This window comes from Lentzea sp. NBRC 105346, assembly GCF_030269605.1.
GTDB lineage: Bacteria > Actinomycetota > Actinomycetes > Mycobacteriales > Pseudonocardiaceae > Lentzea.
This window is the reverse complement of record NZ_BSTQ01000002.1, coordinates 614,502-637,996: the sequence shown is the minus strand read 5'-3', so window position 1 is coordinate 637,996 and position 23,495 is coordinate 614,502. Positions and strand designations below refer to the sequence as shown.

Below are 23,495 nucleotides of genomic sequence, written 5' to 3'. Positions count from 1 at the left end.
AACCACATTGGACATCACGGCACCGATCGCCGCACACGATGCGGTGATCGACACCCTGCCCGCCACCTTCCACTGGGGTGTGGCGACGTCGGCGTACCAGATCGAGGGCGCGGTGGCCGAGGACGGCCGCACAGCGTCCATTTGGGACACCTACTGCCGGGTGCCCGGCATGGTGCACAACGCAGACCACGGCGACGTGGCGTGCGACCACTACCACCGGATGCCCGAGGATGTCGCGCTCATCGCCGCGCTCGGCGTGGACACCTACCGGTTCTCCGTGGCGTGGCCGCGGGTGCAGCCCGGCGGCAAGGGGCCGGTCAACCCGGCCGGCCTCGGGTTCTACGACCGGCTGGTGGACGAACTGCTGGGCCGCGGCGTGGACCCGTGGCTCACGCTCTACCACTGGGACCTGCCGCAGGAGCTGGAGGACGCGGGCGGCTGGCCCGTCCGCGACACGGCCTACCGGTTCGCGGACTACTCGATGCTCGTGTTCGACGCGTTGTCCGACCGGGTCCGCACGTGGACGACGCTGAACGAACCGTGGTGCTCGGCTCATCTGGGCTATTACGAGGGCAGGCAGGCGCCGGGCAGACAGGACTTCCCGGCCTCGATCAACGCGGTGCACCACCTGCTGCTCGGCCATGGCCTTGCCACGCAACGAATGCGCGAGGCGGCCACGTTGCCTACGGAGTTCGGCATCTCGTTGAACATGGGCAACGCCACGCCCGCGAGCGACAGCCTGGCCGACCGGGAGGCGGCGCGGCGTTACGACGGCCTGGCGCGCCGGATCTACCTGGATCCGTTGGTGTACGGGCGTTATCCCGAGGACGTGCTCTCCGACCTCGCCAAGGTGAACATCGAGATCCCCGTGCTGGACGGGGATCTGGAGATCATCGCGCAGCCGCTGGACGTGCTCGGGGTGAACTACTACTCCAGCGCCCGCTACACCGGCGTCGACGCCGAGGGGTACGAGCTCAACGCCTATCCCGACGAGCGGGTCGTGCCGTTCGGGCGACCCGTCACCGCGATGGACTGGGAGATCGTGCCCGAGGGCTTCACCGAGCTGCTGGTGAAGATCAGCCGCGAGTACCCCGGTCTGCCGATGGTGATCACCGAGAACGGTGCGGCGTTCGACGACGTGCTCGATGACGGGGTCGTCCAGGATGCCGACCGCATCGCGTACTTCGACGCGCACCTCGCGGCCGTGGCACGGGCACGGCAGGCCGGCGCGGACGTGCGCGGGTACTTCGCGTGGTCGTTGATGGACAACTTCGAGTGGTCCTACGGCTACGCGAAGCGGTTCGGCCTCATCCACGTCGACTACGACACGCAGGAGCGCACGCTCAAGCAGAGCGCGCGATGGTACCGGGACGTGATCCGGCACCTTCGCGCGCGTTAGGCCTCACAACGCCTGGGTCAGATCCGCCCAGATGTCCTCGACGTCCTCAATGCCCACCGACAGCCGGACCGTGCCCTCACCGATCCCCGCCGCGCGCAGCGCGTCGGCGTCGAGCTGGCGGTGTGAGGTGCTCGCCGGGTGCATGATCGTCGACTCGACGCCACCGAGCGAGCCCGCGAGCTTGATCAGCCGCACGCTCTTGCCGAGCGTGTGGCCCGCCTCCCGGCCGCCGGCGAGGTCGAACGACACCACGCCGCCGAACCCGTGGGGCAGCAGCCGTTGCGCGACAGCGTGGTTGCCGGGCCAGTGCACCTCCGCGACCGCGGGATGTGCGGCGAGCCGTGAAGCGATCACGGCGGCGTTCGCGCAGTGCTGGCGCATGCGCAGCGGCAGGGTCTGGATGCCGCGGATCAGCAGCCATGCCGCGAACGGGTCGATGCACGCACCCAGTTCCATGGTGTGCTGCCACACCTGCCGGTACCGCTGCTCGTCGGCGAAGACCAGTGCGCCCGCGGTGACGTCGGAATGACCGCCGAGGAACTTCGTCGCGGAGTGCAGCACGACGTCGGCGCCGTGGTCGATCGGGCGGCACAGCAGCGGCGTGGCGAACGTGTTGTCGACGACCGTGAGCAGCCCCTTTTCCTTGCCCGCCGCGAGGAACGCGGGCAGGTCGATCACCGTGGTGAGCGGGTTCGCGATGGTCTCCAGGTACAACAGCCGCGTGTTCGGCCGCACCGCCGCCGCGACCTCGGCCGGGTCGTCGCCGGGCACGTAGGTGACCTCGATCCCGAAGCGCTCCGCGAGGTCCTTGAACGTCGCGAACGTGCCGCCGTACAGGCATTGCTGCGCGATCACGTGGTCGCCGGCCCGCAGCGACGCCAGCAGCACCGAGTTGATCGCGCCCATGCCGGACGCCGTGGCGACGGCGGCCACGCCGCCTTCCAGCTCGGCGAGCTTGTTCTCCAGCGCGCGGGTCGTCGGGTTCGCGTAGCGGCTGTAGGCGAAGGCGCCGTCCGGGCGTTCCAGCGCCTCGGCGAGCGCGTCGGGGTCGTCGAACGCGAAGTTCGACGCCTGGTAGATCGGGACACTGATGGGGCGGGAGTTCGACAGGGAGGGGGCGGACACGTGCACTGCAGTGGTGGCTGGTTTCCATGTCGTCATGTCCTTCAGCCTGGCCAGGCCAATGGTTCCCAGACAGAGCCAATTCCGGCTAAATTGGTTTGCTTGTGGAGCCAATCGACCGGTTGATCGGTCAGCTCGGCCGCTGGTCGGCCGGTCGCGGGCCGCTGTACCTGCTGCTCGCCGACCGCCTGGGCCGCCTCATCGACTCCGGGCAGCTGCCGCCCGGCACGCCGTTGCCGCCGGACCGCACGCTGGCCGAACACCTCGCGGTCGGCCGGGGCACCGTGGTCAACGCCTACGAACGGCTGCGCCAGGAACGCAAGGTCGAACGCCACCAGGGCCGGGGCACCCGCGTCGCGCCGGCGGTGCCCGTGTTGCCGGGTGCGGTGCCGGCGATCAACCCGTTGTTCGTCAACTACCTCGAACCGCTCGACGGCGTGCTGCCGCTCGCGTGCACCGCGCCGCACGGGCCGCCACCCGAGTTGATCACTGCCTACGAGCGCGCGCTGTCCCGGTTGCCCGGCGTGGACAGCGGCGACATCGGCTACTACCCGTTGGGGCACATCGCACTGCGGGAGGCGCTGGCCTGCCGGTACACCGAGGCCGGGGTGCCGACGACCGCCGAGCAGATCCTGGTCACCACGGGAGGGCAGCAGGCACTCGCGCTGCTGGCGCGGCTGTTCGTCGGTCCCGGCGACACCGTGGCCGTGCAGGTGCCGACCTATCCCGGCGCGCTCGAGGTGTTCCGCGACGCCGCCGCGGCCGTCGTACCGCTGGACGCGCCGGGTGGTGCGCGCCTGGCGTACGTCAACCCCACCAACCACAACCCGACCGGCACGACGATGTCCACACTGGTCCGGCGCCGGATCGTGGAAACCGCCGTCGCGCAAGGCATCCAGCTCATCGATGACGAGGTGCAGGCCGGACTCTCGTTCGACGGCGACCCGCCGCCCGGTCTCGCCGCGTTCGCTCCGGACGTGCTCACGGTGGGCTCGCTCAGCAAGGTGGTGTGGGGCGGCCTGCGGGTCGGGTGGATCCGGGCGGGCGAGGCGGACATCGCGCGCCTGGCCAGGGTGAAGGTGATCCACGACCTCGGCAGCGCCGCGCTCGAGCAGCTCGCCGCGGCCGAGCTCGTGCCACGGCTCGACGAGCTGGGCCGGCGCCGCGCCGAGGTGTTGAAACAGCGCCATGATCACTTGTGTGCGGCGCTGCGTTCGGCGTTGCCTTGGACATTCGAGGAGGTCGCCGGCGGTCAGTGCCTGTGGGTGCGGCTGCCCGGCTGCGACGCGTCCAGCTTCGCCCAACTCGCGCTGCGCCACGGTGTGTCGGTGCTGCCCGGCGGTGCGCTGGACGCGAGCGGCGGCAGCGAAGACCGGTTGCGGCTGCCGTTCACCGCGCCGCCGGAGGAACTGACCGAGTGCGTCCGCCGGCTGACCGAAGCGTGGGCGGCGTGGCGGCAGCTGGGCGGCAACGGCGGGTCGCGGGTGCAAGCCCTCGTGGTCTGAGCAACCTTTCATGATCGTGCGACGTCCTGATAGACGTTCACGACTATCGAGAGGAATCGGTGTGAAAGCCACCTCCCGTCGTTCGGCCCTGGCACTGGGTGCGGGCGCGCTGTTGTCGGTCGCGGTTCAGGGGACCGCGTCCGCGTCCAATGTGACCCAACAGTTGCGTGACCTCGAACGCGAACACGGAGCCCGGCTCGGTGTGTTCGCCTTCGACCCGCGGACCGGTGCGTCGGTGCGATACCGGGCCGATGAGCGGTTCCCGATGTGCTCGACGTTCAAAACACTCGCCGCGGCCGCCGTGCTGCACCGCGGCATATCTGTGGACAAGCGGGTCTTCTACACCCAGGAGGACGTGGACAAGTCCAAGTACGCGCCGAAGACCAAGTACCACGTCGCCGACGGGATGACCATCGAGGAGCTGTGCTCGGCGGCGATCTCGTTCAGTGACAACTGCGCGGGCAACCTGTTGCTGCGCGAGCTCGGTGGGCCCACCGAGGTCACGTCGTTCTGCCGCCACACCGGCGACTTCGTGACGCGGCTCGACCGCTGGGAGCCCGAGCTCAACACCGCCGAACCGTGGCGGATCACCGACACGACCACACCGAGGGCGATCGGCCGCACGTACGCCAAGATCGCGCTCGGGCGGGTGCTGCAGCCGCAGGATCGGGAGCGGGTGATGGGGTGGCTGCTCGCGAACACCACCAGTCTCAACCGATTCCGCAAGGGACTGCCCGCGGACTGGCGGCTGGCCGACAAGACCGGTTCCGGCGACTACGGCACGGCCAACGACGTCGGCATCACGTGGCCTCCCGGTCGCGGGCCGCTCGTCCTGTCGGTGCTGACCACGAAACCGGACCCGCAGGCGCCGCGGGACGAGGAGCTCGTCGCGCGGACCGCCGCGGTCCTGGCGGCCGAGCTGTCCTGAGGCGTTCGGCGGAGGGGGCCCGCTACCGTTCCGCTCAGCGGAACGAAGAACGGGGAAGCCCTCATGCCTCGACCCGAACGGCCCCTCGGGCCCGAGGACAGCGCGCTGCGCATGTTCGCGGCCGACCTGCGGTTGCTGCGGGAGAAGGCGGGCAAGCCGACATATCGCGAGCTCAGCGCGCGGGCGCACTACTCGGTGACGGTGTTGTCGGACGCCGCGAGCGGGCGCAAGCTGCCGAGCCTCGCGGTGACGCTGGCCTATGTGGAGGCGTGCGGGGGAGACGTCGACGAGTGGCGCGAGCGGTGGCGTGAGCTATCCGCGGAGCTGGCCGGGCCGCCGTTGGACGACGGCGGCCGGCCGCCCTACCTGGGGTTGTCGGCGTTCCAAGTGGACGATTCCGACCGGTTCTTCGGACGGGACGCGCTGGTCGCGCAGCTCGTCGAACGAGTGGGGGAGCGGCGGTTCCTCGGGGTGTTCGGCGCGTCCGGCTCGGGGAAGTCCTCGTTGCTCCGGGCCGGGCTCGCCGCCCGCTTCGAGGGGCGGGTCGTCGTGTTCACGCCCGGACCGAGTCCGCGCGAAGAGTGCGCGATCATGCTCGCGGGGCTCACCGGCCAGCCCGTCGGCCGGATGCGGGTCGAGCTGAGCGATCCGGCCAACCTGCATCTGCACCTGCGGATGACCGGGTCAGACGTGCTGCTCGTCGTGGATCAGTTCGAGGAGATCTTCACGCTCTGCCGTGACGACGAGGAGCGGGCGTGGTTCGTCGACGCACTGGTCGGTGCGGCCGAGGCGGCGACCAGCCGCACCAGGGTCGTGATCGGGGTGCGCGCGGACTTCTACGGCCACTGCGGCCGGTACCCGCGGCTCGTCGCGGCGTTGCAGGACAGCCAGGTCCTGGTCGGGCCGATGGATGCCGACGAACTGCGCGAGGCGATCACCCAGCCCGCCGCGCGGGCGGGCTGCGTGCTGGACACCGCGCTGGTGGCGCGGCTGGTGGCCGAGGCGGCCGGGCAGCCCGGCGCGTTGCCGCTGGTGTCGCACGCGATGCTGGAGACGTGGCGCCGGCGGCGCGGCCTGCGGCTGACCATCGAGGGATACGAGGAAGCGGGCGGCATCCAGCACGCGATCACCCGCAGCGGCGAGGAGGTCTACGGCACGCTGGACCCGGCGGGCCAGGCCGCCGCCCGGCAGATCTTCCTGCGGCTCACCGCGCTCGGCGAGGGCACGGCCGACACCAAGCGGCGCGTCGCGCGCGACACCCTCGACGACGGCGATGTCACGGTGCACGTGCTGGAACGGCTCGCGGCCGCGCGGTTGATCACGATCGACGACACCACGGTCGAGATCACTCACGAGGCGTTGATCCGCAGCTGGCCGCGGCTGCGCGACTGGTTGTCCGACGACCGCGAGGGGCTGCGGCTGCACCGCCAGCTCACCGAGGCGACCGACACGTGGGCGGCGGTCCAGTACGACGACGGTGCGCTGTACCGCGGGGTGCGGCTCGCGTCGGCCCGCGACTGGGCGGCCGCGAACGAGAACGCCCTCACACCAAGGGAACGGCGGTTCCTCACGGCGAGCCTGAACGCGGAGGCCGCCGAGCAGACCGCCGCCCGGCGCCGCACCCGGCGGCTGCGGCAGCTCGTGGCGGCGCTGACGGTTTTCGTGCTGCTCACGACGATCGCCGGTGCCGCGGCCGTGGTGCAGTGGCGGCAGGCGGTCGCGGACCGGGACCGGGCGACGTCACGGCAGGCCGGGGAACGCGCCGTCGGTCTGCTCGCGTCGGACCCGTCGCTCGCCGGTCAGGTGGGCCTGGCGGCCTACCGGATCGCGGACACGCCGGAGGCGCGCAGCGCGGTGCTGAGCACGTTCGCCGCGCCTTACCCCACGCGGCTGCACGGGTCCGGTGACCAGATCGACACGATCGCTCTGACCGCTTCCGGCGGCCTGCTCGCGACCGGCGCCGTGGACGGGGTCGTCGAGCTGTGGGCGGGTCCGGTGAAGGTCGCGACCCTGCCCAACACCGGCCGGGTGACGGACGTGGCGTTCGGTCTGGACGGCCGGCTGCTCGCGGTATCGGGGTACGACGGCGTGCGGTTGTGGGACGTCTCTTCACCCGGCTCGCCTCGGCCGGTCGCCACGATCCTGCCCGGTACCAAGGTGAACGGCGTCGCGTTCAACCCGGACACGACCGTGCTCGCCACCGCCGGGCCGACCGCGCAACTGTGGGATGTGCGGCCGCGCGAGCCGGTCTCCATGGGGTTGGCTGCCGATCATGAGGTGACCGGCGTCGCGTTCAGCTCATCCGGCATGCTCGCCATCGCAGGACCGGACGGCCGGGTCTTCTTGCAGGACAAGCTGGTTCTCACGGCGAAAGGGCCGGTGAGCGGACTCGCGTTCAGCCCGGACGGACGGACGCTCGCGGTGGCCGACGAGACGCACGCGATCTCGCTGGTGACCGACACCGCGGTCGCGTTCCCCGGCCCGGACGTGCTGGTGCGCGGCCTGGCGTTCACCGCGGACGGCACCCGGCTGGCGCTGGGCGGCAACGACGGCGTCATCCGGATCATGGACGTGCCCGCGCGCCAGGAGATCGCCCGGCTCACCCAGCCGAACCGGGTCCGCGACGTCGCGTTCAGCCGCGACGGCAGCCTGCTCGCGAGCTCCAGCAGCGCCGGCCGCGCCTACCTGTGGCACCAGCCGCTGTCCAACCCGACCGGGCACGCGACCGAGCTGCAGGGCATCTACGCGCATCCGCCCAGCGGGTTGGTCGCGACGACGGCGAGCCTCGACCCGACGGTTCGCCTGTGGCGCACCGACTGGCAGAAACTCACGCCACTGGCGACGCTGACCGGCCACACCGACTCGGTCCACGCCGTGGCGTTCCATCCGTCCGGTTCGACGGCGGCGACGGCGTCCCGCGACCGCACCGTGCGCTTGTGGGACGTCGAAAGCTCGTCGCCGCTCGCTGTGCTCGACGGCTACCGCGAGACGGTCAGCAGGTTGGCCTGGAGCCCGGACGGGAAGAGGCTGGCCACCGGCGACGACGCGGGCGACCTCGTGCTGTGGGACGTCACGAACCCCCGCGCGGCCGTCAGACTCGCGACGCTCGCCGACAACGTGCGCAACGTCAACGCGATCGCGTTCAGCCCGGACAGCCGGCTGGTGGCCTCGGGCAATACCGACCGGACCGTCCGGCTGTGGGACATCGGCTCCACGCCCCGGCAGATCGCGAAGCTGACCGGGTTCCGCGAGGCCGTCACCGGGGTCGCGTTCAGCGCGGACGGCAAGCTGCTCGCCGGGTCCGGACTCGACCGCACCGCACGCCTGTGGAACGTTGCCGATACTGGGTTGCTGTCTACCGTGACCGACCAAAGTGGACCGATCCGGTCCGTGTGGTTCAGTCCGGACAACCGTTCCCTCATCAGCACGAGCGGAGACAGCTCCACGCGGCTGTGGGACATCACGGACCCGCGGCAGCCCGCGCCGGGTGCGGTGTTGCGCAGTCCGGACGCCAACGTGGCCAACGTGTTCTTCACCCCGGACGGCCGTCGCATCGCGGTGGCGAACAACCAGCACACCATCCGGTTCTGGGACACCGATCTCGAGGCGGCCGCGCGGCGGGTCTGTGAGGTGGCGGGGACGCCGATCACGCGTGAGGAGTGGGTGGCGCAGTTCGGGACGCATCCGTACCAGCCGCCATGCGGGTGACCGGTAGCTCGGTGGAGATACCGACCCGGCCCGCTACGAGCTGATGGTGACTCGTCAGAAGTGGAGCGTCGAGCGGTTCCGTGACTTCCTCGCGGACGCGTTCATCGGCGCGCTGCTGTAACGATCGTCGATCGCGCCCTTGACACGCCCATGCGACGGCGAGCTCAATGGTTCAGTTCCGGCCCATTGAGGAGGACGCATGAGCGATGCGGTAGACCGTTCGGCGGCACCCCTGTCCGCCGACGAGAAACGCCTGCACGAGCTGGGCTACGCCCAGGAACTGTCCCGGACCATGTCCGGGTTCTCCAACTTCGCCGTGTCGTTCACGATCATCTCGATCCTGTCGGGGTGCCTCACCCTGTACGGGTTCGGGATGAACACGGGCGGCCCGGCGCTGATCGTGTGGGGCTGGCCGTTCGTCGGCCTGATGACGCTGCTCGTCGGGCTCGCCATGGCCGAGGTGTGCTCCAGCTTCCCGACCGCCGGCGGGCTGTACTACTGGGCCGCCAAGCTCGCGCCGAGCAACGGCGCCGCGTGGTCGTGGTTCACCGGCTGGTTCAACTTCCTCGGCCAGGTCGCGGTGACCGCGGGCATCGACTTCGGTGCCGCCTTCTTCATCAACGCCTTCCTGGACCTGCAGTTCGGCTACACCGCCACGCCGGGGCACACGATCCTGATCTTCGGTGTTGTGCTGCTGGTGCACGGGCTGCTGAACACCTTCGGCGTCAAACTGGTGGCCCGGCTCAACGACATCAGCGTGTGGTGGCACGTCATCGGCGTGCTCGTCATCGTCGGCGCGCTGGCGATCCTGCCCAGCGAGCACCAGTCCGCCGACTACGTCTTCACGACGTTCGTCAACAACACCGGCTGGTCCTCGACGTTCTACGTCGCCCTGCTCGGCCTGCTGCTCGCGCAGTACACGTTCACCGGCTACGACGCCTCGGCGCACATGACCGAGGAGACGCACGACGCCGCCCGCAGCGGGCCGCGCGGCATCGTGATGTCCATTGTGGTCTCGTTGATCGCGGGCTGGGTGCTGCTGGTCGGCATCACGTTCGCCATCAAGGACTACGACGGCGCGGTGGGCAGCTCGACCGGCGTGCCGCCGGCGCAGATCTTCATCGACGCGCTCGGCCTGACGGGCGGAAAGCTGTTGCTGCTCATCGCGATCGGCGCGCAGCTGTTCTGCGGCATGTCGTCGGTGACGGCGAACTCCCGGATGATCTACGCGTTCTCGCGGGACGGCGCGCTGCCCGCGTCGGGGTTCTGGCACGCGATCAACAAGCGCACCCGTACGCCCACCAACGCGATCTGGCTGGCCGCGGGCGGCGCGTTCGTGCTCGGCCTGCCGTACCTGTGGAACGCCACGGCGTACGCGGCGGTCACGTCGATCGCGGTGATCGGGCTCTACATCGCCTACGTGCTGCCGACGTTCCTGCGGCTGCTGCAGGGTGACCGCTTCCAGCGCGGGCCGTGGCACCTCGGCCGGTGGAGCACGCTCGTCGGTTGGATCGCGGTGGTGTGGGTGATCTTCATCAGCGTGCTGTTCATGCTGCCGCAGGCGAGTCCGGTGACGGCGAAGAACTTCAACTACACGCCCATCGCGGTGCTCGTGGTGCTGGGGTTCGCGGGCATCTGGTGGTTCGCCTCGGCCCGGAAGTGGTTCAAGGGCCCCAAGGTGCAGGGCACGCCGGAGGAACTGGCTGCGATCGAACGGGATCTGGAGTCGATCTGACCGTTAAGGCCACCTTCACTGCGCTGAATGCAGTGAAGGTGGCCTTGACGGTGGTTCAGCTGGTCGTGCTGACGATGCGGTCGTCACCGGGGTTCGGCGTGCCGCGGCCGTCGCGGTTCGACGTCGAGAACCACAGCGTGCCGTCCGGTGCGGCCGCCGCGGCGCGCAACCGGCCGTAGCGCCCGGAGAACAGCGCCTGCGGCTGGCCGACGCTGCCGTTGGCGTTGACCGGGATCTTCCAGAGTCGTGCACCGCGCAGGGCCGCCATGTACAGGTTGCCGTTGCGGAAGGCCAGGCCGCTGGGCGAGGCCTGGGCCGTGGACCAGGTCAGCAGGGGGTTGACGAACCTGGGGTCGTTGCAGGGGCCTTCACAGTTGGGCCAGCCGTAGTTGCCGCCCGGCTGGATGCGGTTCAGCTCGTCGAGCCGGCTCTGGCCTAGTTCGGCCGCGAACATCCGGCCCTGGCCGTCCCACGCGAGTCCCTGCACGTTGCGGTGGCCCAGTGTGTAGACCAGCGATCCTGTCGGGTTGTTCGGCGCCGGGCGTCCTTCCGGCGTCATGCGCAGGATCTTGCCGCCCAGCGAGTTCGGGTTCTGCGCGTTGGACCCGTTGCCCGCGTCGCCGGTGCCGGCGTACAGCAGGCCGTCCGGCCCGAACGACAGCCCGCCGCCGTTGTGGATCTGCTGGCCGCGCGGGATCCCGGTCACGATCGGCTGCGGTGCCTCGCCGATGCGGAACCGGGCGATGCGATTGTCCGAAGGGGACGTGTAGTAGACGAAGACGTACCTGTCGGTGGCGTAGTTCGGCGAGACGGCGATGCCCAGCAGGCCGCCTTCGCCCGCCGGTGTCACACCGGGAATGCGGGCCACCTCGCGCGTCACACCGTCCTTGATGGACAGTACGCGCGCGGACATGCGTTCGGTGACCAGCGCGGAACGATCGGGCAGGAATGCGATGTCCCACGGCACGACGACGTTCGTCGCCACGTCGCGCTCGGCTGCGGTCGCCACACCGGGTGCCGATGACAGGGCGGTGACGAGCGCGGCCCCGATCACCAGGCCGTTACGTAATCCCATGACATATGCCCTCCTCGAATTGGGCTTCGGCGGCGGGCGGCGGTCTGCAGGGTTCACGTAAGCACTGGCGGTCCCAGGCCAACACCCTCCTCGGTAGGGAATCGGGACCGGAAGGCCGTGTCCTCTCGGCAAGGTAGGTTCAGCGGCGCTGAGCGAGTGATCGTCATCGGAGAGGACCGGCGCTGGTGGAGCTGGGGCTGCTGGGGCAGGCCGTGGGCATGTTCGCGGTGACCAACATCGACGACATGCTGGTGCTGGCCGTGTTCTTCGGCCAGGCCGGTGGCACCCGCGCCGCCGCGCTGCGGGTGGTGATCGGCCAGTACCTCGGGTTCGGCGCGATCCTGGTGGCGTCGGTGGCCGGTGCGCTGGGGGCGGGACTGCTGCCGGAATCGGTGATCCCGTATCTGGGGTTGCTGCCGCTGGCGCTGGGATTGCGGGCGGCGTGGCGGACGTGGAGGTCGCACCGCGCCGGTGACGGTGAGAACGACGAGGTCGTGGGCGAGCAGGGCGTGGGGATCCTTCAGGTCGCGGCCGTGACGTTCGCCAACGGCGGGGACAACATCGGCGTCTACGTGCCCGTATTCGCCGTCGTCGGGGTCACCGGCATGATCGGCTATGTCGTGGTGTTCCTGATCGGTGTCGCACTGTGGTGCGCGATCGGCTGGTTCCTGGCCGGCCGGCCTGCGGTCGCGACCGTGCTGTCGCGCTGGGGGCACGTGATCCTGCCGGTCGTGCTGATCGGTATCGGCCTGGTCATCCTGATCGAGGGCGGCGCTTTCGGCCTGTGACCCTGCGTTCGGGGGAGTGAGCTTTGGACGCGGCTGCGCCGCGACAACGTTGGCGCAAGCGCTGACCCGTTGGGGCGGGTGCTGGTCTCCTGTGGCCGATCCGAAGGGGCAGTCGCGGTGCACGAGGAGGCGCTGGAGCTCACGCGGGTGCTGCAGAACCGCCACCTGGAGGTGGAGGTGCTCACCGACCTCGCCGAGGCCCACCGTGTTACCGCAGGTCAGGCACCGCAGTAGTTCGGCCGTCGACGCACCCGGCTACGCTGCGCCCATGCCGAGCGTTCATCACCTTGGCGGCGGCGCCGCACCGTCGCTGGTGGGGCGCCGCGCGGAGGTCGCCGCCTTGCGGTCACTCGTGGGAGCGCTTACCCGAGGTCAGGGTGGCATCGCTCTCACGGTCGGCGACGCGGGCGCGGGCAAGTCCGCGTTGCTGCGGGCGGTGTTCAGGGCGAGCGACCGCGACCATCGCGTCATCTGGATCTCCGGCGACGAACTGAGCCAGGTGTTCCCGCTGCTGCCGTTCGCCGAGGCGGTCACCGGCCCGCACAAGGCGGAGCTCAACGCGGTGCTGCGCGGCGGTGCGGGCATCTCGGACCCGGCACTCGCCGCGTCGGAGATCCTCGTCGGCTGGGTCGACGAGCTGTGCACGCGGACGCCGGTGGTGCTGGTGTTCGACGACCTGCACTGGGCGGACGAGGCGTCGGTGCGGCTGTGGAACCGGCTCACTCGGCTGGCCGAGCAGTCGCCGCTGCTCGTGGTGGGGTCGATGCGGCCGGCGGGGGACCGGGCCGATCTCGGTGCGCTCGTGCGGCGGGCGGGGCAGCTGGCCGCGATTGGCCGGGGTGTGCTCGCCGAGCTGGAACCGTTGTCGCCACAGGACTCCGTCGAGCTGGTCGCCGGACTGGTGGGCGGCACGCCCGGCGACCGGTTGACCGCGCTCGTCTCCGCCGCGGGCGGCAATCCCTTGTACCTCACCGAGTTGGCCGGGGCGCTGATGCGCGACGGAGCGCTGTCCGGCCACAGCACGGTGGAGGTCGAGTCCGGTCAACGCCCGGATTCGCTGACCTCGGTGATCTCGGCCCGGTTCGACTCCGTGCCGCCCGACGTGCGCGACCTGTTGCGGATGGCGGCGCTGCTGGGCGTCGAGTTCACCGTCACCGACTTGTCGGTGGCGTCGAGCCGGCCCGTCGCGGAGCTGGCGGGCATGCTCGACCGCGCGGAGTCGGCCGGACTGCTGGCCACCACGAAGACGGGCCTGAAGTTCCGGCATCCGTTGCTGCGCGACGTGTTGTGCGACCAGGTGGCGGGCAGCGTGCGCGCGGCGTGGCACCAGGAGGTCGGCCGGGCGCTGGCCAAGGCCGGGCAGGCGCCGGCGACGGTGGCGCGGCAGCTGCTCGCCGCGGTCGAACTGGGCGGTGAACTGTCCACATCGGACTGGCTGATCGACTGGCTGGTGGCCGAGGGCGAAGGACTGGCCAACCAGTCCGCGGCCGTGGCGCGAACGTTGTTCACGCGGGCGATGCGGCGGCTGCCGCTCAGCGACGCCCGGCGTGCGCGGATCGCGACGCCGCTCGTGTCGGCCCTGCTGCGCGGCGGGGATCCAGTGGAGGCCGAACGGCTGGCCCGGCAGACGCTGGACGCCGCACAGCAGGCGGACGCCGACACGAGACTCAAGCTCGGCACGACGATCATCGACAGCGCGCAGGTGGCCGGGCGGCCGCACGACGCGCTCGAGATGCTCGACCGCCTCGACTCCGAGCCGGACTGGACGCCACAGCAACGCCTGCGGCTCCTCGTGCTGCGCGGCATGGTCCACCTCGCGTTCTCCGACCGCCGCGACGGTGTGCCGGAGCTGGCCGAGGAGGCGCTGGCCCAGGCCCAGCGGCTCGCGGACCCGTGGGCCGCGGCGACGGCGTGCCACACGCTGGCGATGGCGGGGTACAACCGGGGCCGGGTCGAGGACATGCTCCGCCATAGCGACGAGGGGCTCGCGCTGGTCGTGGACGACCCGGAGCTGCTCGACGTGTACATGTCGCTGCTGGCGGACCGCTCGCTGGCGCTGCTGACCCTGTGCCGGTGGGACGAGGCGCGGTCGACGACCGTGCGCCTGCGCGCTCTCGCCGAACGCACGGGCAACGAGCGCAGGCTCCAGCAGTGCGTGGTCAGCGACGTGATGCGCCTGTTCGACAGCGGCGGCTGGACCGACATGCTGTCCGAAGTGGCCGCCGCGACCCCCGAACCGGCCTACTCGGCCTGCTTCGAGCGCGCGGCGGTGGCCGCGCTGCACCGCGACGACGTCCGCGCCGCCGAGCAGTACCTGGAGGCCGTGGACGAGATCCTGGGCAAGGCCCGCTGGACGTCGACGCAGGGCAGCAACCGGACCGAGTGGACGGTCATCGTGCGGTCCTTCGTGCTGGAGCACTCCGGTGACCGGGACGCGGCGGTCGACCTGGTCCTGGCCGCCGTCGAGGGCGGCCTGTGGCAGACGGCCTACATGCCGACGGCACACGGGGTGCGGCTCGCCCTGGAGTGCGGCCGGCGCGCCGACGCGGAGAAGCTGGCGGCGTTCGGCATGGGGCACGCGGCCGAGAGCGTGCGGTCCATGCTGGTACCCCACTGCCGCGGGCTGTTGGACAACGATCCCGAGCTGCTCGCGTCCGTGGCGGAGGCGTACGCCGAACGCGGCCTGGTGCCGTGTGCCGCGGAGGCCTGGGAGTCCGCGGGCCTGGCCTGGGCCGCACGGGGTGAGCAGAAGCAGGCCCGGCGGGCGATGGCCGTGGCGCTGGAGGGATACGAGTCGCTCGGCGCCGTGTGGGATCTGCAACGCGTGCGCGCGGCGTTCCGCGAACACGGCCTGCGTACCGGCGCACGGGAGCCGCGCAACCGCCCGGCGTCGGGCTGGCAGAGCCTGACCGCCACCGAGACGAGGGTCGCGCACCTGGTGGCCGAGGGGCGGTCGAACCGGATGATCGCCGAGCAGCTGTTCCTGTCCCGGCGCACCGTCGACACCCACGTGTCGCACATCCTGGCCAAGCTCGGCCTGCGCAGCCGGGTCGACGTGGCGAAGCTGGCGGTCGCCGAACATCGGTAATCTCACCGATGTTGTGCCTCGCATGGCAGGGGACCGTGTCCGCGTGAACCTCACCGCGGCCGAGCTCCTCGCCCACCTCGCGGGCCAGGTGCCCGACGACCTGCTGGAGCGAGCCCGCGACCGGCTCGCCGACGGTGACCTGGCCGAGGTGGGCAGACTGGTCCGGTTCAGCCGGGCCGCGTTCGGCTGCACCGTGCCGCCCGACTGCTACGACGTCGCTCTGACCCTGTTCGCCGCCGCCGGGGCGCCCGCGGAGGACGTCGCGATGCTCGTCTTTCCTCGCACGCCGGTGCCGCCTTACTCGTTCGTCGACGGGCCGCTGGATCTGGTGGCCGATCCCGAGTTGGCCGATGCGTGGTGTGATTCGCTTGACCGGGCCGTGGTTACGCTGGCCGGGGACGTGCCGGGATTGCGCGGAGTGTGGCGGACCTGGCGCGTTCCGCTCGGGCTCGACGAGTGGCGCACCAAGCTCTACCTGGCGGAGACGGTGGCGGATCCGATGGCCGCGTGGCGGCGGTTGCGCGCGGTCGTCGGGGGTGACGCGCTGCTCGAGGTGCTGCGCGCCGGGGTACGCGTGCCCGAGTACCACTACCGGGCTCGGATGGGTGCCGCGTTGCTGTGGACCGATGGTGTTCGTGACGTGCCGCTGATTGCGCCGCCGCTCTCGGCGTTGTGTTCGGCTGAGCAGGTGGATGGGCTCGTGCGGACGCTGCTGCGGCGGTTTCTGGAGTCCGGAGTGGATCTGCCGGACGGGTGGCGGACCGACGGGATGTGGGTGTGGCCTGCCGGGTACGCCGGATACCTGGTGCGGCACGGGGTGGCGCCGCACGGTCCGCTGCTCGACCACGCGCGGTCGCGCGGGTTCGAGGTGGGGAAGATCGACAGTGTGGCCGAGTACCGGGCGCTGGCGGCGGTGGTGCGCTCGGCCGGAGAGAAGTAGCCGGGCCGCGGCGCGGTCAGCTCCCTGCGCAGCGCGGCACCGCGCCGCTCACGGCGCGTGGTGCGCTCAGCCGGCCAGCTCTAACTGGTCCTCGGGGCGCAGCGCGGCCAGTTCCCGGCGCAGCGCGCACAACGCACCGCTCGCCCGTGACTTCACGGTGCCGAGCGGGATACCGAGCACCTCGGCCACCTCGGGATGCGTGCGCTGCATGATGAAGATCTCGGCGATCACCTCACGCTGCCGCGGCGTCAGGTTACGGATCGCCTGCCGCAACGAGAGCGCGTCGGTGGACCGCTGGATGTCGGTGCCGGGCAGCGGAATCCCGGTGAGCTCACCGTCGCCGGTCTCACGCGGGTGTCTGGCCCGGTGGCGCAGCGCGTCGATGAGGAGGTTGCGCGCGACGGTCATCAGCCACGCCCGGTACGCCTCCGGCTTGTTCTTCACCACGGCCGGATTGCGCCAGGCACGCAGGAAGGTCTCCTGCACGATGTCCTCTGCCAGGTGCGAGTCGACGATCGCACGGCGGCGCAGGTACGACAGCAGCGCTTGCCCGTGCATGCGGTAGAGCTCGGCCACAGTGCCGTTGTCCAGGTTCATGGCCCCATAGGTTCGGGCCGGTCGCGAGACGAAACATCGGTAACAACACGGATGTTCGGTAAGCGGGCGCGCGAGACGGTTCCTGGTGTCAGCCGACCGCGAGGAGCCACCACATGAAGAAGTTCTGCGTCATCGGCGCGGGCGTGAGCGGACTGACCGCCGCTCGCGAACTGGAGCGCACCGGGCACGACGTCGTCGTGCTGGAGGCGGCCGACACGATCGCGGGCAAGTGCGGCTCGGTGGACATCGACGGCCACGCCTACGACCTCGGTGGGCACCTGTGCACGACGGCGTACGTCAACCTCGCCGAGCTGGTCACCGAACTGGCCCTGGAGACCGAGCCGATCACGCCGTACCGCGTGTTCGATGCCGAGACCGGCGAGTCCGAACCGCCCGGCTCGGTGCGCCAGGACGTTTTCCAGCGCTACGCCCGGCTGCGGGCCGCGCGGTTCCCGCGCATCGGCGAACCCGGTCTGGCGCATTCGGCGCGTGAGCTCGCCGCGCCGATCTCGGAGTGGCTCGCCGACCACGCCCTGTTCGGGCTCGCCGAGTCACTGGGCACCGGGTACACGGCGGCCGGATACGGGTTGCTCGGCCAGGACATTCCCGCGCTGTACTTCGTGAAGTACGCGGAGCTGACCGGGCTGCTGTCGAGCACGCCGGAGCTGCTCGGGCACGCGGGCGCGTTCACCGTCAAAGGCGGCTTCGGCACGCTGTGGCAGCGCGTCGCCGACGAGCTGCGCGACGTGCGGCTCGGGGTGCGAGTCGAGCGGATCGTGCGTACCGGCAACGAGGTGCGCGTGTGGGTCGACGGCACCGAGCTGCGGTTCGACGGGCTCGTGCTGACCGTGCCGATCGATCAGGTCCTGCCCGCGCTCGACGCCACCGAGGCGGAGCTCGAGCTCGCGGCACAGGTGCGCTACCTCGACTACCGCACGACGATCACGACCGCGACCGGGCTGCCGCGGTCCGCGTTCTCGTTGGTGCGAGGGCATTCCGGACAGTGCGTGTCATTCCACCACCGCTACCCGGAGACCGACGTCTACACCTGCTACTCCTACGGTCCCGGCGAGGACTTCGCGGAGATGGGCGGCCGCGTGGAGGCCACGCATCTGCAGCGGCAGTGGCGGTTCATGCCGCACTTCGGCAGCGAGGCGCTGGCGTCCGGGGTGCTGGACCGGCTGGAGGCCATGCAGGGCGAGCGGTGCACGTACCACGTCGGCAGCCTGCCCGCGTTCGAGCTCGTCGAGTGCAACATCGCCTACGTCCGGGCGTTGTTCGGCAGGCAGACCGCAAGAGAGATCCGCCGCTGGCTCGTGAGACAGATCGCCGAGGCGCTGCGCGTGCCGGAGGACTGGATCCGCTCCGACGCGCCGCTGGCGTCGTTCGGGCTCGAGTCGCTGGCGGTGGCCGGGGTGCAGGCCGCGCTGTCGGACTGGCTGGGGTTCCGCGTGCCGCACACGCTGTTCCTCGAACTGCCCACAGTGGACGCGATCGCCGAACATCTGGCGGCGCAGAAGGACGTCGAACCTCCGCGGCAGCAGCCATCGCTGACCCTGCCGTTGACGCCGCCGCGGCCGTTCTTCTGCATCGGCGGCGCGGTCGGCGCGGCCCACTACCTCCTGCCGCTGGCCCGTGCGCTCGGGCAGGCGCAACCGTTCTACGGTCTGCAGGGACCGGGTTTCGACGGCACCGAGGAACCGGTGGACGACGTGCCCACCTTGGCGCAGCGCTACATCGACGAGATCAAGCTGACCCAGCCGTACGGGCCGTACATCATCGGCGGGCACTCGTTCGGCGGCGTCGTGGCCTACGAGGTCGGCAGGCAGCTGCGCGAACGCGGCGAGCAGGTCGACCGGGTGATCATGATCGACGCCTATCCCGCGGTGCCCGGCCAGAGCGAGCCGCCGTGGGACGAGGAAGCCGTGATCGACGAGCTGTGGACGATCCGGCAGCACGCGTTCCGCGACCAGGGCGCGCCCCGCCGCCGCGTCGACCAGACGCTCACCCCCGCCGAACGACGGGAGCAGCTCGGCCGGTTCCTCGGCGCGAGCGGCACCCTGCCGGTGGAGTACCACATCGCCAACATCATGGGGGTCTACCAGGCGCAGGTGGAGGCGATCGTGCGGTACGAGCCGCCACGCAGCGACCTGCGCGTCACGTTGATCAAGGCGGCCGGCGGCTTTCCCCAGGTGCTCAAGGGAGAGCGCCACATCGAGCTCTTCCTCGATGACGCCGCCAACGGCTGGGAGCACGTCGGTGTCGGTGAGCTGGAGGTCATCGAGGTCCCCGGCGACCACTTCAACGCACTGGTGCCGCCCGCGCTCACGTCGCTCGCCGACGCACTGCGCACCACGTTGCAGAAGATCCCCGCGCCGCCGCCCCCGCCGCAGCTCAACGTCGAGGCGTCGATCCACATCAACCCGATGAACCCGGACTTCCTCGCCGACCCGTACCCCTTCTACCACCTGCTGCGCGACCTGGCGCCCGTCTACTACGACGAGGCGCTGGAGGGCTGGGTGCTCACCCGGCACGCCGAGGTCACCGAGGTGCTGCGCAAGCCGACGGTGATCCGTCCGACGACCGGCACCCTGCTGGCGCGGCTGCCCGCGGACGTGCGCGAGTCGATGAACCCGTTCGTCGCGCGGCTGGACTCGTCGCTGCCGTTCACCAACCGGCCGGTGCACACGCGCCTGCGCCAGCTGATGAACCGCAGCTTCACCCCGCGTGCCATCCAGGGCTGGCGCGACCGCATCCAGTCCACAGTGAACGAGCTGCTCGACGACTTCGAACGCGCGGGCGGCGGCGACTTCCTGACCGGCTTCGCGTATCCGTTGCCCGCCAGGGTGATCGTGGACTTCGTCGGCCTGCCGCGCGAGGACCTGCCGCGGCTGAGCCGCTGGGCCACCGACGTGATGGCCGTGCTCGGACCCGGTCAGTTCGGCGCCGACCCGATCGAGGTCGCCGGGCTGTCGTCCGCCGCGATGGACTCGCTGGTCGCCTACCTGTACGACCTGATCGACGAACGGCGGGCGAAGCCCGGTGACGACCTGCTGTCCGGCCTGCTCGGCGTGGAGGAGGGTGACCTCTTCGGTGCCCGCGGCACGTGGACCGGCGACGACGAGCTGATCAACAACGTCGTCGCGCTGGTCAACGCGGGCCTGGAGACCACGGCGAACTACCTGGGCAACGGCCTGCTGGCACTGCTGCGCAACCCAGGCCAGTTCGCGTTGCTGCGCGAGGACCCGTCGGTCGCCGAGACCGCGGCCGACGAGCTGCTGCGCTACGACAGCCCGGCGGCCATCATCTCCGCGCAGCTCGCCACCGAGGACTTCACCCTGGCCGGTCGCCGGATCAAGGCGGGTGACCTGCTGTTCCCGGTGCTGGCGGCCGCGAACCGCGACCCGGCGCAGTACGCCGACCCGGACGTGCTGGACCTGCGCCGATCCTCGGCGGTCACGCACCTGACGTTCGGCTCGGGCATCCACTACTGCATCGGGGCCGCGCTCGGGCGGCTCGAGGGGCAGATCGCGTTCGGCACGATCGCCCGGCGGTTCCCGGGGTTGCGGCTGAACCCCGGCAAGCCGGCGCCGGTATACCGACAGGATCCCGCGTTGCGCGGCCTGGAGTCGCTGCACCTGCTGGTCTGAAGTCGGTAGGGCTACCGATGTTTTCGTAACGCCCCCGGACGACAGTTGGGTGCATCAACGCCGCAAGATCGGAGTGGGCTGATGACCGTGCTGGACGAACGCGAACGGCTTGCCCGCGACCTGCACGACTCCGTGTGCCAGTCGCTGTTCTCGATGGCGATGCACACCCGCGCACTCGAGCTGGCGGCGGCGCGGGAGGGCTGTTCCCCCGACGGCCCGCTCGGCACCGGGATCGCGCTGCTGCGCGACCTCGCCCAGGAGGTGCACGCCGAGATGCGGTCGGTGCTGTTCCAGCTGCGGCCCGACGGACTGCGCCGGGCCGGGCTGGTGGCGGCGATCCGCGAGCACGCCGAGGCCGTCGCCAGGCGCGGCGGCCCGGCCGTGCGGGTGATCGAACCGCAGGCCCCGCTCGACCTCGACGATTCCACCGAGGACGAGCTGTTCCGGGTGGTGCGGGAGGCCGTGCACAACTGCGTGAAGCACGCTTCGGCGCGGTCCGTGGAAGTCCGGTTCGGAGCTCAGCCGGGGACTCTCGTGGTCGAGGTCGCCGACGACGGCTGTGGTTTCAGCGGGACCGAGGGGATGGGACTTTCGTCGATGCGCGACCGGCTGGCGCGGCTCGGCGGCACCCTGGTGATCATCAGCTCGCCCGCCGGTTCGGTGGTGCGGGCGGTCCTGCCTACCTGAACGGGACGGTGTCGTCGCCGGCCACGTGCCGGCCGGGCTTCGGCCGCTTGCCCCGGAACATGACGAGCACCGTGGCGATCATGGCGAGCGCCGCCAGACCCGCGGCCGTGACGCGCGCGTTGGGGTTGTCCAGCACCAGCGTCGAGATCGTCAGCGCGAGCACGAACGCCGAGAGCGGCCCGACGACGGCCAGGTCCGACCGCGGCTCGGGAGCCGCCGGCCGGTCGTCCTCACGCAGGCGCGTGACGCGGTGCGGCCGCTCGAAACGGACGGTGGGCCCGTCGGGTGGAACAAGGTGAGGAGCAGTCACGCACGTTCTTCCGTGAGATCGGGATCCGGGGCTGTCAAGGCAGATCACCACATCAGGGGACCTGAACCGACGTCGGCCATGGTGCCCGACACGGCCGCGTCGGCGCAAACCAACCCATCCGGCGCGGGTGGCGTCGCGGGGCACGGCTCTGTGTTCCACTGTGCCATCGCGCTGAGGAGGTCCCCCCATGTGCCGGTGGCTCGCCTACTCCGGTTCCCCGGTCCGGCTGGTCGAGTTGCTCTACAAGCCGGAGCATTCGCTCGTCATGCAGAGCAAGCACGCCCGCATGGGCGTGGACACGGTCAACGGCGACGGGTTCGGCCTCGGCTGGTACGGCACCAACGAGATCCCAGGCCTGTTCCTCAGCACCGAGCCGGCGTGGAACGACCGCAACCTGCGCGAGCTGTCCGCGCAGATCACGGCCGACCGGGTCTTCGCGCACATCCGCGCGTCCACCGGGTCCGCGGTGCAGCGGACCAACTGCCACCCGTTCCGCTACCGCAACTGGTTGTGGATGCACAACGGCCTGATCGCCAAGTTCCCCCTGGTACGCCGCGAGCTGGCGCTGGCCGTCGACCCCTCGCTGTACACGCTGATCGAGGGGTCGACGGACTCCGAGATCCTGTTCTTCCTCGCCGTGGGCTTCGGCCTCACCGAGGACCCGCCCGCCGCGGTCGCGCGCGCCGTCGGGTTCGTCGAGGAGGTCGGGCGCCGCAACGGGGTGCAGTTCCCGATCCAGATGACCGTCGCGACGACCGACGGCGCCACCACGTGGGCGTTCCGGTACTCGAGCCGGGGGAAGTCGCGGAGCCTGTTCCACAGCACCGACGTCTCGACGCTGCGGCGGCAGTATCCGGACAACCCCCAGCTGCACGACCTCTCGGACGACTCGCGGCTCGTCGTGTCCGAACCGCTCGGCGACCTGCGCGGCGCCTGGGAAGAGGTGCCCGAGTCGACGTGCGTCGTCGTGCACGGCGGTCTGCAGGAGCTGCGCCCGTTCGCTCCCGCTGCTTAGAGCTCACGGTGGTGGTGCGCGGCGAAAGTGACGTTTGGGGACATAGTTGTCCGTGAACGTCACGTTCGCTCCGCTTCAAGACCCAACTCGCGTGAGCGCCGGCGGCATGCCGACTCGCACGGCCTACTTAGAGCACATCTCGCAGCCGTCGCGCGAACGCCTCCGGGTCGCCGACGAACCCGATGTGGTCGCCGGGGAACCGGGTGGGCTCGATCCCCAGCCGGTCCGCGAGCGCTTGCGACGTCCGTTCACACAGCTGACCGCCGGACTCCTCACCGATACCGACGATGACGCGCGCCTTGCGCAGCGCGTCGAGGTCGGGCTCCCAGAAGGCGGTCGGGATGAACATGTGCGCGTGCTGGAAGTCGGCGTCCGCGATCGCCTGCTCGTCGCGGTCCCCGGCGAAGATCTGCTCGACGACCTCGTCGGGCAGGTGGATGTTCGCCAGCGCCAGGAACTTCTTGCCCGCGCCGAACGCGTCGCCGGACAGGTGGGTGGCGATGATGTCCTCGCTTTGTGCCCGCAGCTCCGCTCGGTCGTCGAGCAGCGAGCTCAACGGCGGTTCGTGCGCGATCGCGGTGTGCACCAGGTCGGGCCGCTGCTGCACGAGCGCGAGCGTGCTGACCGCGCCGCCGCTGGAGCCGAGCACCACGGCGGGGCCCGCGTCGACGTGCGTGATCAGCCGGGCCAGGTCGTCGGCGCGCAGCTCCGGCGTCGAGTCCCGGTCGCGGTCGTCGACGATGCTGCGGTTGATGCCGCGCGGGTCGGTGGTGAGCACTGTGTGGTCGGTTGCGAGCACGTCCGCGAGCGGCTCGAACGACTGGGCGTCCATCGGCGCGCCGACCAGCACGATCAGCGGCCCGGAGCCCCTGACCTCGTAGTACAGCTTCGCGTCGGGAGTCTGGTGGTACATGTGTTCCTCCTTGGTCTTACTCCTGTGACTCCCGG

At 70.7% G+C, this 23,495-nt stretch carries 17 protein-coding genes; 12 read left to right on the top strand and 5 right to left on the bottom strand.

Annotated elements, in window-relative coordinates:
• Positions 1-7: 7 nt before the first annotated feature.
• Entirely contained in the window at positions 8-1,399 is a 1,392-nt protein-coding gene (locus QSK35_RS06760; RefSeq protein WP_285743315.1) for a GH1 family beta-glucosidase, read from the top strand.
• A 3-nt stretch (positions 1,400-1,402) separates the two neighbouring features.
• Here the strand turns inward: QSK35_RS06760 and QSK35_RS06755 are convergent, their stop codons facing one another.
• Entirely contained in the window at positions 1,403-2,560 is a 1,158-nt protein-coding gene (locus QSK35_RS06755; protein ID WP_285743313.1) for a trans-sulfuration enzyme family protein, read from the bottom strand.
• A gap of 65 nt (positions 2,561-2,625) precedes the next feature.
• Between QSK35_RS06755 and QSK35_RS06750 the strand changes: the two genes are divergently transcribed.
• From QSK35_RS06750 to QSK35_RS06735, 4 genes are all read left to right on the top strand, one after another.
• On the top strand, positions 2,626-4,026 hold the full coding sequence (locus QSK35_RS06750) for an aminotransferase-like domain-containing protein (RefSeq protein WP_285743312.1): 1,401 nt from the start codon (positions 2,626-2,628) through the stop codon (positions 4,024-4,026).
• 61 nt (positions 4,027-4,087) lie between these two features.
• Complete coding sequence (bla, locus tag QSK35_RS06745; protein ID WP_285743311.1) at positions 4,088-4,954, top strand: class A beta-lactamase; 867 nt, start codon at positions 4,088-4,090, stop codon at positions 4,952-4,954.
• Positions 4,955-5,017: 63 nt separating this feature from the next.
• Positions 5,018-8,662 (top strand): nSTAND1 domain-containing NTPase, encoded by a 3,645-nt coding sequence (locus QSK35_RS06740; protein WP_285743309.1) that lies wholly within the window; start codon positions 5,018-5,020, stop codon positions 8,660-8,662.
• A 199-nt stretch (positions 8,663-8,861) separates the two neighbouring features.
• On the top strand, positions 8,862-10,397 hold the full coding sequence (locus QSK35_RS06735) for an amino acid permease (RefSeq protein ID WP_285743307.1): 1,536 nt from the start codon (positions 8,862-8,864) through the stop codon (positions 10,395-10,397).
• A 55-nt stretch (positions 10,398-10,452) separates the two neighbouring features.
• Here QSK35_RS06735 and QSK35_RS06730 read toward each other — a convergent pair whose 3' ends face one another.
• Positions 10,453-11,472, bottom strand: coding sequence for a PQQ-dependent sugar dehydrogenase (locus QSK35_RS06730; RefSeq protein ID WP_285743305.1), 1,020 nt, complete (start codon positions 11,470-11,472; stop codon positions 10,453-10,455).
• Between the two features lie 185 nt (positions 11,473-11,657).
• Here QSK35_RS06730 and QSK35_RS06725 point away from each other — a divergent pair, with 185 nt between their 5' ends.
• From QSK35_RS06725 to QSK35_RS06710, 4 genes are all read left to right on the top strand, one after another.
• A complete protein-coding gene (locus QSK35_RS06725; protein WP_285743303.1) occupies positions 11,658-12,260 on the top strand; it encodes a cadmium resistance transporter in 603 nt (200 codons plus the stop codon).
• A 78-nt stretch (positions 12,261-12,338) separates the two neighbouring features.
• Entirely contained in the window at positions 12,339-12,494 is a 156-nt protein-coding gene (locus tag QSK35_RS06720; RefSeq protein ID WP_285743301.1) for a hypothetical protein, read from the top strand.
• 34 nt (positions 12,495-12,528) lie between these two features.
• On the top strand, positions 12,529-15,348 hold the full coding sequence (locus QSK35_RS06715; RefSeq protein ID WP_285743300.1) for an ATP-binding protein: 2,820 nt from the start codon (positions 12,529-12,531) through the stop codon (positions 15,346-15,348).
• 43 nt (positions 15,349-15,391) lie between these two features.
• Complete coding sequence (locus QSK35_RS06710) at positions 15,392-16,288, top strand: hypothetical protein (protein ID WP_285743298.1); 897 nt, start codon at positions 15,392-15,394, stop codon at positions 16,286-16,288.
• Between the two features lie 66 nt (positions 16,289-16,354).
• Here the strand turns inward: QSK35_RS06710 and QSK35_RS06705 are convergent, their stop codons facing one another.
• Complete coding sequence (locus QSK35_RS06705) at positions 16,355-16,885, bottom strand: sigma-70 family RNA polymerase sigma factor (protein WP_285743296.1); 531 nt, start codon at positions 16,883-16,885, stop codon at positions 16,355-16,357.
• Between the two features lie 113 nt (positions 16,886-16,998).
• Here QSK35_RS06705 and QSK35_RS06700 point away from each other — a divergent pair, with 113 nt between their 5' ends.
• Together QSK35_RS06700 and QSK35_RS06695 are read left to right on the top strand one after the other, a co-directional pair.
• Positions 16,999-20,535, top strand: a complete 3,537-nt coding sequence (locus QSK35_RS06700; RefSeq protein WP_285743294.1) for a cytochrome P450 — start codon at positions 16,999-17,001, stop codon at positions 20,533-20,535.
• 81 nt (positions 20,536-20,616) lie between these two features.
• Complete coding sequence (locus QSK35_RS06695; RefSeq protein ID WP_285743292.1) at positions 20,617-21,222, top strand: sensor histidine kinase; 606 nt, start codon at positions 20,617-20,619, stop codon at positions 21,220-21,222.
• Here QSK35_RS06695 and QSK35_RS06690 read toward each other — a convergent pair.
• Positions 21,215-21,532, bottom strand: coding sequence for a hypothetical protein (locus QSK35_RS06690; RefSeq protein ID WP_285743290.1), 318 nt, complete (start codon positions 21,530-21,532; stop codon positions 21,215-21,217). The two genes, QSK35_RS06695 and QSK35_RS06690, sit on opposite strands and share 8 nt — an antisense overlap.
• Before the next feature lie 187 nt (positions 21,533-21,719).
• Between QSK35_RS06690 and QSK35_RS06685 the strand changes: the two genes are divergently transcribed.
• Entirely contained in the window at positions 21,720-22,547 is an 828-nt protein-coding gene (locus tag QSK35_RS06685; RefSeq protein ID WP_285743288.1) for a class II glutamine amidotransferase, read from the top strand.
• A gap of 127 nt (positions 22,548-22,674) precedes the next feature.
• Here the strand turns inward: QSK35_RS06685 and QSK35_RS06680 are convergent, their stop codons facing one another.
• A complete protein-coding gene (locus tag QSK35_RS06680; RefSeq protein ID WP_285743286.1) occupies positions 22,675-23,460 on the bottom strand; it encodes an alpha/beta fold hydrolase in 786 nt (261 codons plus the stop codon).
• Positions 23,461-23,495 lie beyond the last annotated feature (35 nt).